Genomic DNA, 11603 nt, shown 5'->3' with positions numbered 1-11603 from the left:
CGGCGATGAGGACGGCCATGTGGAAGATCAGCGTTTCGGCTCTCATGTCGTCGCTGGTTTCTTCCGCATCGGCCGGCGTCGAATGGGCGCCGGTCTCCAAGGACGATTTTTCGACTGTCTATATGGATCCCAGCTCCCGTCGGATGTCGCCCGACGGAATCGTCACGGTCGACGCGCTTACCGATTACGATCCCGCCTCGCCAAAGGCCGCCACCTTCGGCCTTGCCGAGAAAGGGCTTTCGGAAATCGAGAAAGTCTCATTCGATTGCGTCAATCGGAAATACCGATCCGGGGGCGGCGGCTGGCGTCAAGGCCAGATGGGCGAAGGGAAAATCACCAAGCCATATCCGCCGAAAGACGGCTGGTCGCCCGTGCCGCCCTATTACGTCGGACTCTTTGCGCGAGTGTGCGCAAGCGAGCCTTCGAAGTAGTCGTCCGATCCCGATTTGAACCGCTTGCTCCCTGAGAATATAAGCGCAACGCGTTGAAGCGCCGCTGTCCCGCGCCGGGCGGGAAAGCGGCCGCAGCAGGCGTTTCCAGGAGCTTGTCGTGACCGCAATAGATTTCTCCAAAGTGCTCGTCGCCCAGGGTGGCGGCCCCACCGCCGTCATCAATCAGTCGCTCGTCGGTGCCGTGCTGGAATCTCGCAAATTTCGCGAGGTCGAGCGGGTCTATGGCGCGTTCCACGGCGTTCGCGGCATCGTCAACGAGGATTTCGTCGACCTCACCCAGGAGACGACCCATAATCTCGAACTCGTCGCCTGCACCCCCTCTTCGGCACTCGGCTCGACCCGCGACAAGCCGGACCTCAAATATTGTCAGGAAATCTTTCGCGTCCTGCGCGCCCATGGAGTCGGCTGTTTTTTCTATGTCGGCGGCAATGATTCATCCGACACCGTGCGCATCGTCTCGCAGGAGGCCCAAAACGCCGGCTATCCGCTGCGGACCGTTCACATTCCCAAAACCATCGACAATGACCTGGTGGTCAACGACCACACGCCCGGCTTTCCCTCGGCGGCGCGCTGGGTGGCGCAGGCCTTCGCCGGCGCCAATCTCGACAATTGGGCCCTCCCCGGCGTCTACATCGCCGTCGTCATGGGACGCCACGCTGGATTTCTGACCGCCGCCTCCGCGCTCGGCAAGAAATTTCCCGACGACGGCCCGCATCTCATCTACATCCCAGAGCGCGCCTTCATCGTCGATCGGTTCTTGACCGACGTTAAGGCGACGATGGCGAAATACGGCCGCTGCGTGGTCGCGGTCTCGGAAGGCGTCTGCGACGAGAACCATACGCCGATCGCCGAAAAGCTCGCCAAGACCGTCGAGCGGGACGATCACGGCAATGTTCATCTCGGCGGCGGCGCGCTCGCCGACGAACTCACCCGGCTCGTGAAGGACCGGCTGGGATTCAAGCGGGTGCGCGCCGACACCTTTGGCTATGTGCAGCGCAGCTTCGTCGGCTGCGTCTCCGACGTGGATCAGCGCGAGGCGCGCGAAGTCGGCGAAAAGGCTGTGCAATACGCCATTTGGGGCGACCGCGACGGCTCGGTGACGATCCACCGGACCGGCTTTTATTCGGTCGACTATCGATTGACGCCGCTCGAGGAAATTGCGGCGAAAACCAAAGTCATGCCTGACGAATTTATCAGTCCCTGCGGGACGGACGTGACGGACGCCTTCCGGCTCTATCTGCGCCCGCTGCTCGGAAGCGGCATGCCGGACGCCTACCGGCTGCGGCTCAATCGGGTTCCCAAAATCCTCACCGCCTGATCCGGCTGGTTCGGGCGCCGTTCTTGCTTTGAGGGAGTTTCCGGCGAAGGTTGCAATTTGGCCGTCGTCTAAAATACACTAACCAGTCATGGTTCTCGGGCGCTCGTCGCTGACGACCGAAACGATGGATGAGGAGCGGGCACGCCAACCGCTTCCACCTTTTGTTAGTTTGGGGCCGGTATCACAGGCGATCGGGCCGATTCGCCCGGCAGCCCGGCCCGAGAGGAGAACAATATGAGCAAGGTCGGCGGCGGCGATTCCAAGAACACGCTTTACTGCTCCTTTTGCGGCAAGAGCCAGCATGAGGTGCGTAAGCTTATCGCCGGTCCGACGGTGTTCATCTGCGACGAATGCGTCGAACTGTGCATGGACATCATTCGCGAGGAGAACAAGTCCTCGCTCGTCAAGCAGCGCGACGGCATTCCGACCCCGCGAGAGATTTGTAAAGTTCTGGACGACTATGTCATCGGCCAGTCCCAGGCCAAGCGCGTTCTTTCGGTCGCGGTCCACAACCATTACAAGCGTCTCAACCACGCGACCAAGCATGGCGACGTGGAGCTTGCAAAGTCCAATATTCTTCTGATCGGGCCGACCGGCGTCGGCAAGACCATGCTGGCGCAGACCTTGGCCCGCATTCTCGACGTTCCCTTCACCATGGCCGACGCCACCACCCTGACCGAGGCGGGCTACGTCGGCGAGGACGTGGAAAACATTATTCTCAAGCTGCTGCAGGCGTCGGACTATAACGTCGAACGCGCGCAGCGCGGCATCGTCTATGTCGACGAAATCGACAAGATTTCGCGCAAATCCGATAACCCGTCGATCACCCGCGACGTCTCGGGTGAAGGCGTGCAGCAGGCGCTCCTGAAGATCATGGAGGGGACCGTCGCCTCCGTGCCGCCGCAGGGCGGACGCAAGCATCCGCAGCAGGAGTTCCTGCAGGTCGACACGACCAACATCCTCTTCATCTGCGGCGGCGCTTTCGCCGGTCTCGAAAAGATCATTTCCGCCCGCGGCCGCAACACGTCGATCGGCTTCGCCGCCACCGTGCAGGCGCCCGACGAACGGCGCACCGGCGACATTTTCAGGCAAGTGCAGCCGGAAGACCTGTTGAAATTCGGGCTCATCCCCGAATTCGTCGGCCGTCTGCCGGTCATCGCGACGCTTGAGGATCTTGACGAGGACGCGCTCAAGCGAATACTCACCGAGCCCAAGAACGCGCTGGTCAAGCAGTATCAGCGGCTCTTCGAGATGGAAAACGTCGAACTCACCTTCCAGGACGAGGCCCTTTCGTCCGTCGCCCGCAAGGCGATCGAACGCCACACCGGCGCGCGCGGCCTGCGCTCGATCATGGAAGGAATCTTGCTAGACACGATGTTCGATCTGCCAGGCTTGGAGGGCGTTGAACAGGTTGTGATCGGACCGGAAGTCGTGGAGGGCAAAGCCAGGCCTCTCTACATTTACGCCGAGCGCAGCGAAAAGAGCGGCGCGAGCGCCTGAAGCGCCGCGAAAGCGGAATTAAGCTCTGGCGCCGTAGCGCCTTGAATCAATTGTTTGCGTATCCCATTTGCGTTAGCGGGGCCGTCGGGCGCGACAGCCGGCGGTCCTTTGTGGCGCGAAATCGGCGGGCGACCGTATCGCGGCCTTAAACCCAAATCGCCCGCGGTTTCGCGTCGCCGCTTGAGCGGGGCGTGGTCAAGGACAGGACAAGAAAATGTCGAACGAAAAGCGAGACGCCGTCACGCCCGGGGCCGTCGAAAGCTATCCGGTGCTGCCGCTGCGCGACATTGTCGTCTTTCCGCACATGATTGTCCCACTTTTCGTTGCGCGCGAGAAATCCATCCGCGCGCTTGAAGAGGTGACGAAATCCGATCGGCTTATTCTGCTGGCGACGCAGAAGAACGCGGGAGACGACGATCCCGCGTCGGACGCCATCTATTCGATCGGGACGCTCGCCTCAGTGCTTCAGCTCTTGAAGCTGCCCGACGGCACGGTGAAGGTGCTGGTCGAAGGCGTATCGCGCGCCAGCGTGCGCACGTATACCCGCGCCGACGACTATTATGAGGCGGACGCCGAAGTTCTCGCCGACGATCTCGGCTCTCCGGTTGAGGTCGAAGCGCTCGGGCGCTCAGTGATCGCCGAATTCGAAAGCTATGTGAAACTCAACAAGCGAGTCTCGTCCGAAGTCGTCGGCGCGGTCACGCAGATCGACGACTATTCGAAACTCTCCGATACCGTGGCGTCTCACCTTTCGGTCAAGATCGCCGAGAAGCAAGACGTGCTCGAGACGATCAGCGTCGCACGGCGCCTCGAAAAATGTCTGTCGCTGATGGAGAGCGAGATCTCGGTCCTGCAGGTCGAGAAGCGCATTCGCACGCGCGTCAAGCGCCAGATGGAGAAGACGCAGCGCGAATATTATCTCAACGAGCAGATGAAGGCGATCCAGAAGGAGCTGGGCGACGAGGAGGGCAAGGACGACCTCGCCGAACTCGAGGAGCGCATCAAGAACACTAAGCTCTCCAAGGACGCGCGCGACAAGGCCCTCGCCGAATTCAAGAAGCTGCGGCAGATGTCGCCGATGTCGGCGGAAGCCACCGTCGTGCGCAACTATCTCGACTGGATCCTGTCGATCCCGTGGGGCAAGCGCTCCAAAGTGAAGCGGGATCTCGGACAGGCGGAGGCAGTGCTCGACGCCGAACATTTCGGCCTCGAGAAGGTCAAGGAGCGCATCCTTGAGTATCTCGCCGTGCAGAGCCGCGCCAACAAACTGACCGGCCCGATCCTCTGCCTCGTCGGCCCGCCCGGCGTCGGCAAGACTTCGCTCGGCAAGTCGATCGCAAAGGCCACCGGCCGCGAATTCGTGCGCATGTCGCTTGGCGGCGTGCGCGACGAAGCGGAAATCCGCGGACACCGGCGCACCTATATCGGCTCGATGCCCGGCAAGATCATCCAGTCGATGCGCAAGGCGAAAACGTCCAATCCGCTTTTCCTTTTGGACGAGATCGACAAGATGGGCATGGACTTCCGAGGCGATCCGTCATCGGCCTTGCTCGAAGTGCTCGACCCGGAGCAGAACGCCACATTCAACGACCATTACCTCGAGGTCGACTACGATCTGTCGAATGTGATGTTCGTTACGACGGCGAATACGCTGAACATTCCACCGCCGCTGATGGATCGTATGGAGATCATCCGCATCGCCGGCTACACGGAAAACGAGAAGGTAGAGATCGCGCGCAGGCACCTCATCCCCAATGCGGTGCACAAGCATGGTCTTGCGCCTGAAGAATGGATGATCGCCGACGACGGCCTGCTCACGCTCATCCGCCGCTATACGCGCGAAGCGGGCGTGCGCAATCTGGAGCGCGAAATCTCCAATCTGGCGCGCAAGGCGGTGAAGGAGATTCTCCTCAAGAAGAAGGAGAAGATCGTCGTCACCAACGAGAACCTCTCGGATTATCTCGGCGTGCCGAAATTCCGCTATGGCGAAGCCGAACTCGAAGATCAGGTCGGCGTCGTTACGGGACTTGCCTGGACCGAGGTCGGCGGCGAATTGCTGACGATCGAAGGCGTCATGATGCCCGGCAAGGGCAAGATGACGGTCACCGGCAATCTGCGCGACGTGATGAAAGAGTCGATTTCAGCGGCGGCGTCCTATGTGCGCTCACGCGCCGTCGACTTTGGCGTCGAACCGCCGATCTTCGATCGTCGCGACTTCCACGTGCACGTGCCGGAAGGCGCGACGCCGAAGGATGGGCCGTCGGCGGGCGTGGCGATGGCGACCGCGATCGTCTCGATCATCACCGGGATTCCCGTAAAGCGCGACATCGCCATGACCGGCGAGATCACGCTGCGTGGCCGGGTGCTGCCGATCGGCGGCTTGAAGGAAAAGCTACTGGCGGCGCTCCGCGGCGGACTGAAGAAGGTGCTGATCCCCGAGGAGAACGCCAAGGATTTGGCGGAAATCCCGGACGCGGTGAAGAATGGCCTGGAGATTGTCCCGGTTGCGCGCATGGAAGAGGTGCTGCGCCATGCGCTGATTTCGCAGCCGACGCCGATCAAATGGCAGGAGGACGCCGCCGCCATCGCTAAGCACGGCGCCGCCATCAGCGATGACGACGGATCGGGCGTGCGCGCACATTGACCGCCGACCCTTAGACGAACGGCTCGAGAGCCCCGCCTTCAGGCGGGGCTCTTTTCTTTATGACATTGGCGGGGCTCTATTCTTTCTGACGTAAATGTGCGGCCTGCAGCCCATGGTATGCATGATTTTTCCGCGGCGCGGCGGTCGTTTCCCCCGGAAATCCAGCGATTTTGCGCCTTTGGCGGCCGGCATCCCTTGCATTTACTGCGATTCGCGACCAACACTCGCCATCGCTGCGCAACGCCGATTCGAGGTCGCGCATTCTACGCCCGGGCGGCTCGCAGTGAAGGAGAAGGACAAAGGCCATGAACAAACTGGAACTCGTCGAGCACGTCGCGAACGAGACGGACAGCTCGAAAGCGGCGGCGGCGGCCGCCATCGACGCGGTCATCGACGGCATCACGAAGGCCCTCAAGAAGGGCGACGAAGTCCGCCTCGTCGGCTTCGGCACCTTTTCGGTCAAGAAGCGCGCCGCCGGCAAGGGCCGCAATCCGGCGACCGGCGAAGAGATCAAGATTCCGGCGTCAAAGAGCGCCCGTTTCAAGCCTGGCGCGACGCTGAAAGCCTCGCTCAACAAAGCCAAATAGCGCCGGCGCAGGGAGGCGCTGGCGTCGTAGGCGTTTTCCAGAACTTCGCACGATGGCCGTCGGCATTCCGGCGGCCGTCGTTTTTTTGCTCGGCTTGCTTCGCGCCGACCCCGCCCTTAAAACGTCGCGGGCCGCGCGTCGCGCTGTTTGGGCGGTTAGCTCAGTTGGTAGAGCATCTCGTTTACACCGAGAGGGTCGGCGGTTCGAGACCGTCACCGCCCACCAATAAAATCAAGTGATTAGACATGAAGCGCTGCTAGCAGTCTCCACCGGGGAAGCATAGGGGAAGCAGGAATTGGAAAATCGGAGCGGTGTCGCTTCGGCGAGCGCCAAATAAAAACGCTCCGCCAGTTCATCCGTGGTCGGGGCGTTCTCTAGCGGCGGCAGGTATTGCCCCCGCGCGCGCTTAGCTCATCGCCGCGCGGCGTTCTTCCTCGGCTTCTCTTTCGAGGATAGCAGTCAGCTTTTTCATAAAATCGAGCGCGAAGTCGTAACCCGCCGTCGAGACAAGCGCCGCGGCGCCGCCATGCACAAATTTCATCGCGAGGCCGCGCGTTTGATCGGCAGTCGCACATGCCGCGCACTGCGACAGAACGAGATTCACGACTCGTGTCGTGTCGTCTTTTTCGGCGAGCGTCATCCTCGTCATTTGACGGCTTCGGCCGCCCCGCCGTCAGCCCCAATAGCGTCGGCCGCTTCGTGGAGCGCGTCGCGGATCGCGGAATCGATCGCCAGGATGTCATGTTTCGACAGATGCGGGAGTAGCTGCGCAATGTCGGAGGCGAGCGCCAACATACGCGCTCGGATGGTGGACAAAATGTCGCTCCACGCGGACTCTACTTCGGCCGCTGGCACCAATTCCCGCTTTGCCGCAGCGTTTTTTAGCTCAATTGCTTCCTTCTGCGCGTTCGCCAAGGCGATGCGAGCCTGTGTTAATGAACCGCCGCCACGTCCGGCGGCCATTTCCGATAGGTGCTCAATCAACGCCTGAAGGCCGACAAGCCAATGAATTTTCCCGTCAGCGCCCGCGGGGATCACGCCCTCTCGAACAAACCGACTTACGCGCTGTCGCGACATTCCTGTGCGATCGCCGAACACGGTTTGGCTGAGATATTCGTCGCCTCTTTTCGTCAAAGCCGCACCCACATTTTCTCGCATATTTTTTACGGCTTTCGCCCGCTATTTCACTTATCTACATAAAAACAAATGCTTGTCGCAGCCTTTAGTAAAAATCTGCATAGGTTCCCATCTCGCGCTCTGGCCCCTCGCATTGGAAACGGACTTTTACCAGGACCCGAGATCGCCATAGGGGCTTGCGGCAGCGAGAAACCGCGCAGCCTCACTCCGGCCGACGCAGAATGCGCAGCTTGCCCGACGCTTGCGCTTTGGCAAATGAGGCGAAGTCGGCGAAGTTCATAAATTCGGCGCGCGCCTTCGGATCACGCTCCCATTCGGCGCGAAGCTTTTCGTCCGTCAGTTCTTGCGGCGCCGGGGTGGTTTTGTCTTGTCGCATTTCAGTCTCCAGTTCTTGTGAAAGGTAGGCGCGCAGCCGCCGAGCAGACTGCGCGCCGCCCGTCGAGCGGCCAGCAACAAAAACCGCCGACGGGATTCACGACGCGTCGTCGACGCCCTCGCGTAGCGCCTGCGCCTTCGATCGAAGCGGCGAGACGAGGAGCAATCGGGCTGTGTCGAGCGCCGGCAAAACCCGGCTTTCCTCGCCGCACAAGCCGGCGCAGCGCGGCAGCAGCGTGTCGCCGACAAGCGAAAAGATGTGAAGCGAGCGCTCGACGCCGCCGCCGTAACCTGCAAAAGCCGGACGTTGACGCGCCATTTCGAAAATCCCCGGCGCGGCGTCGAAAAGCGCAGCGCCAAAAATCGCTCGCGCTAATGCTTCGGCATCGGCCGGAATCGCCGTCGTGTGGCCGTCGGAATATCTTTTCAAGCCGGTTTCGGCCGGGATCGCTTTGCAAAGGTCCGCGAAGGCTGCGGCGACAGGCGCGAGCGCCGTTTCCAAGTTTTTCGTGGCCGGCTCGATAGCCGAAGCCGCGCGCTCAAATTCGCTGGCCAGGCGTTCACGTTGGGCGGAGTCGCGAGCGGCGTCGAGTTTTTCAACGAGCGATAGCTCGCAAATCTCCAAGCGCTCCAAGCGAATTTGCGCGAGGTTGGCGGCGGCGTCGAGTTTTGCAATGTCGTCGTCGGTCATGTCGCTGAGTAGCGCGTCTGCGCGCCGGGCTCCGTGGCTCTCGACTGCGCTTTCAAATTCTTTACGCTCGGCGCGCAAGCGTTCGAGGCTTGCTTGCATTTCTTGGATTGCCGCTGCGGGCGCCGACTTCTTCGTCGTCAAAAATGACATAACGCTCATTGCGCCTCTCCTATTCCATTTTCGGGAGAAGCTTCGTCGCGGAATTTATGCAATCGCAAGCGCTCCTGATTGCATTTTTTGGCAACGTCAAAAATTCTGCGCGCCTTAATGCCTTCGCCGTTGCGCGATTGCGCTATCCGATGAAGCGCGCGCCGCAATGGCGACGAAGTTTCGGGAAGACTTTCAAGATCGCGCTCGCGCAGCCACGCGACGCCCAAATAGCGCTTAAGATCGATTTCCAGTGCGGCTGAGCGCGTCGTCAACGAGGCGTCGTAAAGCTCCAGCGCCGCGACAATCGCATCGCGGCGCTCTCGCACTTGGAGACGGCGTCCCTCGGCCTCAGCCACTGCGGCGCGTGCACGAAGCTCGGCGGCTTCGACGAGAAGGGCGACGCCGGGCATCATCGCGGCCGGCGGGAAGCTTTGCGCGGCGGCGGAGGCGGACGGCGCGCTGGAAGCGCAAGCACGCGATCAGTGCGCGGGCAGATTTTCAGCTCAGTGAAGCGCGGCGAATGCGCGGCCCGCTTTAGATCGAGCAAATGCCGCCACGAGGCTTCTTTGTTCGCGGCGCGGACTTTCGGCGAGGTGGGATCGAGGTCCGTCACGCGCGGCCCATTGTCGGCGCACACTCGTCGCAAGTCCAAGTCGGGCGGCCATCGGTTAGCCATTGGCACCGCGCGAGCGCGCCGCAGGCACAATAGCGGTCGGTCGAATGGTTGCGCGCGGCTTCCGCATTTCGCCGGTCGGCTTCGCGCTGGTCGACGAGTCGGAAGCGATAAGATCGGCCCGGCGTCGCCCTTGCCCGCGCCATGCGGATTAGCTGTGCAGCCGTCGCGAACGGATCGGCGCCGGCCGGAACGGTCACGATGGCCCTTTGGTCGCGCGAGAGGGGCGACGCGCCGTCGTAAGTCCGCCGTCCCTCCCCACCTTGACGGAGTGGCGGTCTTGGCGGTCTTGGCGAATTTGACTCCAATTCGGCCAATTCGGCGAGCAGCTCGGACTTATGCTCGCGAAGGATAGGCAGCCATTTCGCTCGCGCCTCGGCCGGCCCGCAAGCCTTTAATTTATTGTCGCTTTCCAGCTTGACGCTAATGCCTTCAGCGGCTGCTTTTCTGATAAGGCGGGAGGCGCTCATATCTCGTCCTCCCCCTCTTCAGGTATGCCTTCCCTAGAGGGGGGGGCTGAAAATGGAACATTGGAACATTCCCGGTTTTCCGGAGGATTCGTCGTTCCATTCGCGTTCCAGTTCCACTTTGATTTTGGAACAGGCGACGAATTGAGGGCGGAGTCGGCATGTTCCGATTCTGAAACTGGAACTGGAACGTCGTCGGAACGCTCAGACGCTTGGTTTTCCAGCGATGTTCCATTGTTCCGATTCTGAGAGGTGCTCTCAGGGGAAACATGGTCCTCGCCATCAAGGTAACGACTCCAAGCGTCCTCGAATTGCCGGCGCTCGAACCCCTGCGCCGTCAGGTAGGCGTTGAGACGAACCTTCTTTGTCTTGATCGCAAAGGCGGCGAGCCGCTTCCGGAACTGTGCCGCCGACATTGGCTTGCCTTTGTTCCAAGTCGCCCATGGTCCTTCTTCGTCGGCGACGAGACGGCGCAGCAGTTCTTCGCGTGAAAGCTTGTCTGCCCCGTCCTGATCAAAGGCGTCGCGTATCGAGAGAAGCAGTTGCTCGCCGAGCGATAGGTCTTCGCGATCGTTGGCGCCGCATATCGACAAGGCGGCGCGCATCGCTTCTTGGGGCCATGCGCCACCGGCCAAGTTGGCGATTGCGAGCAGGTGTTCCCAGTTGTCCTGTTCGCGATCGCCAAGCGCGTCGGGAAGATCGGGCCGAGCGCGGCCTATGGCGCTGCCGTGATCCTGTCCGAAGCGCGCGAGCCGTGCGGCAAGCGCCTCAAACATGCGGGGCGGCGCATGGCGCAGCCGCTGCACGCTTTCGGTTTTGAGCTTTCGGCGCAGGTTCAGAACAATGCCGCGCGACATGACGGTTTCGGGCAGCTTGCCTATGCCGGCGATTGCCTTGGCGCCCCACGTCGAGAAACGCTTCACTTCAAAATCGTCGCCAACAGTTCGAATCACATACGCGCTCGTCCGCGTATGCCCACTGTTTACGACGCCGCGCAATTCCTCGTTCTCTCGAAAGAAGGCGTCGGCTTCGTCAATTAACAGCGTCGGCGTCTTCGCTTCGATGATTCGGAAAGTCGCGGCTGGCGTTATGTTTGATGCGAACAACGGACGCCGGGACATGCGGCCAATAACGTCGAGCAATTGAGTTTTGCCGCAACCCTTCTCCGGCGCCGTGATGATCGCGAGCGGCGCGACGTGAACGTGTTCGATGCACCAGGTGAAGGCGCACCAAAGCGCCGTCGCCGTCGCCGTGTTCTTGTCGCATACAATGAACCGATGCACGGTCGCGCGAACGTCATTCAGCAGATCGCAGACGTTCACAGGGTCGGCGCTCGGCTCAATGTCGGCGCAGAGCGATGCGGCGTCGGTCGCCGCGCGTTCGCCGCGTCGCTTCCCAACTTCCTTGTCGAGCGTCGAGATTCGGCAACCAAGCGTTTCAGCCGCTAGTGCCCGCTCGGCGTCATAGGCAATCGGATCGAGTGAGGCGAGGCGACCGATTTCATCTTGGTGTTTGGCAGACGCCGCCTTTTTATGAAGGGACGCCTTCGCCGCAGCGACTTCGGCCGCTGCGTCCCATTGCTCCGGCTTTTGTTCCTCGGGCCAATTCG

11 protein-coding genes and 1 tRNA gene are annotated in these 11603 nt (G+C 61.3%); 6 read left to right on the top strand and 6 right to left on the bottom strand.

Annotated features, from left to right (window positions below; translation table 11 throughout):
* Positions 1–17 precede the first annotated feature (17 nt).
* The 6 genes from QZ964_RS10870 to QZ964_RS10845 all read left to right on the top strand — a co-directional run bounded on the left by QZ964_RS10870 (position 18) and on the right by QZ964_RS10845 (position 6726).
* Positions 18–431 carry a surface-adhesin E family protein gene (locus tag QZ964_RS10870; RefSeq protein WP_292531620.1) on the top strand — a complete coding sequence of 138 codons (414 nt, stop codon included), beginning with the start codon at positions 18–20 and terminating at the stop codon, positions 429–431.
* 118 nt (positions 432–549) lie between these two features.
* Positions 550–1770, top strand: coding sequence for a 6-phosphofructokinase (locus QZ964_RS10865; RefSeq protein ID WP_292531619.1), 1221 nt, complete (start codon positions 550–552; stop codon positions 1768–1770).
* A gap of 234 nt (positions 1771–2004) precedes the next feature.
* Positions 2005–3270: an ATP-dependent Clp protease ATP-binding subunit ClpX gene (gene clpX, locus QZ964_RS10860; RefSeq protein WP_292531618.1), complete on the top strand. Its 1266-nt coding sequence runs from the start codon at positions 2005–2007 to the stop codon at positions 3268–3270.
* Between the two features lie 214 nt (positions 3271–3484).
* On the top strand, positions 3485–5914 hold the full coding sequence (gene lon, locus QZ964_RS10855) for an endopeptidase La (protein WP_292531617.1): 2430 nt from the start codon (positions 3485–3487) through the stop codon (positions 5912–5914).
* A 305-nt stretch (positions 5915–6219) separates the two neighbouring features.
* Positions 6220–6501: an HU family DNA-binding protein gene (locus tag QZ964_RS10850; RefSeq protein WP_292531616.1), complete on the top strand. Its 282-nt coding sequence runs from the start codon at positions 6220–6222 to the stop codon at positions 6499–6501.
* A 149-nt stretch (positions 6502–6650) separates the two neighbouring features.
* A tRNA-Val gene (locus QZ964_RS10845) sits at positions 6651–6726 on the top strand.
* A 181-nt stretch (positions 6727–6907) separates the two neighbouring features.
* On the opposite strand, the gene QZ964_RS10840 is transcribed toward QZ964_RS10845, so the two are convergent.
* The 6 genes from QZ964_RS10840 to QZ964_RS10815 all read right to left on the bottom strand — a co-directional run.
* Positions 6908–7150, bottom strand: coding sequence for a hypothetical protein (locus tag QZ964_RS10840; RefSeq protein WP_292531615.1), 243 nt, complete (start codon positions 7148–7150; stop codon positions 6908–6910).
* The gene (locus QZ964_RS10835) at positions 7147–7317 is read right to left on the bottom strand and encodes a hypothetical protein (RefSeq protein ID WP_292531614.1); all 171 of its coding nucleotides are present in this window, start codon (positions 7315–7317) and stop codon (positions 7147–7149) included. Before QZ964_RS10835 ends, QZ964_RS10840 begins: the two co-directional genes overlap by 4 nt.
* A gap of 523 nt (positions 7318–7840) precedes the next feature.
* On the bottom strand, positions 7841–8014 hold the full coding sequence (locus QZ964_RS10830) for a hypothetical protein (protein ID WP_292531613.1): 174 nt from the start codon (positions 8012–8014) through the stop codon (positions 7841–7843).
* Positions 8015–8110: 96 nt separating this feature from the next.
* Positions 8111–8863 (bottom strand): hypothetical protein, encoded by a 753-nt coding sequence (locus tag QZ964_RS10825; protein ID WP_292531611.1) that lies wholly within the window; start codon positions 8861–8863, stop codon positions 8111–8113.
* Complete coding sequence (locus QZ964_RS10820) at positions 8860–9264, bottom strand: hypothetical protein (RefSeq protein WP_292531610.1); 405 nt, start codon at positions 9262–9264, stop codon at positions 8860–8862. The genes QZ964_RS10825 and QZ964_RS10820 overlap by 4 nt, the downstream gene beginning before the upstream one ends.
* 729 nt (positions 9265–9993) lie before the next feature.
* Positions 9994–11603, bottom strand: a 1610-nt coding sequence (locus QZ964_RS10815) for a DUF3631 domain-containing protein (RefSeq protein ID WP_292531609.1), incomplete at its 5' end; no start/stop codon positions are given.

Origin of the sequence: Methylocystis sp. (assembly GCF_021731785.1) — a bacterium.
GTDB lineage: Bacteria > Pseudomonadota > Alphaproteobacteria > Rhizobiales > Beijerinckiaceae > Methylocystis.
This window is presented reverse-complemented; position numbering and strand designations above follow the sequence as displayed.

Excerpts from the sequence above, each read along its gene's own strand:
- clpX (WP_292531618.1), top strand. The coding sequence starts at position 2,005 with ATGAGCAAGGTCGGCGGCGGCGATTCCAAGAACACGCTTTACTGCTCC.
- QZ964_RS10820 (WP_292531610.1), bottom strand. The coding sequence starts at position 9,264 with ATGCCCGGCGTCGCCCTTCTCGTCGAAGCCGCCGAGCTTCGTGCACGC.
- lon (WP_292531617.1), top strand. The coding sequence starts at position 3,485 with ATGTCGAACGAAAAGCGAGACGCCGTCACGCCCGGGGCCGTCGAAAGC.
- QZ964_RS10830 (WP_292531613.1), bottom strand. The coding sequence starts at position 8,014 with ATGCGACAAGACAAAACCACCCCGGCGCCGCAAGAACTGACGGACGAA.
- QZ964_RS10840 (WP_292531615.1), bottom strand. The coding sequence starts at position 7,150 with ATGACGAGGATGACGCTCGCCGAAAAAGACGACACGACACGAGTCGTG.
- QZ964_RS10850 (WP_292531616.1), top strand. The coding sequence starts at position 6,220 with ATGAACAAACTGGAACTCGTCGAGCACGTCGCGAACGAGACGGACAGC.
- QZ964_RS10870 (WP_292531620.1), top strand. The coding sequence starts at position 18 with ATGTGGAAGATCAGCGTTTCGGCTCTCATGTCGTCGCTGGTTTCTTCC.
- QZ964_RS10825 (WP_292531611.1), bottom strand. The coding sequence starts at position 8,863 with ATGAGCGTTATGTCATTTTTGACGACGAAGAAGTCGGCGCCCGCAGCG.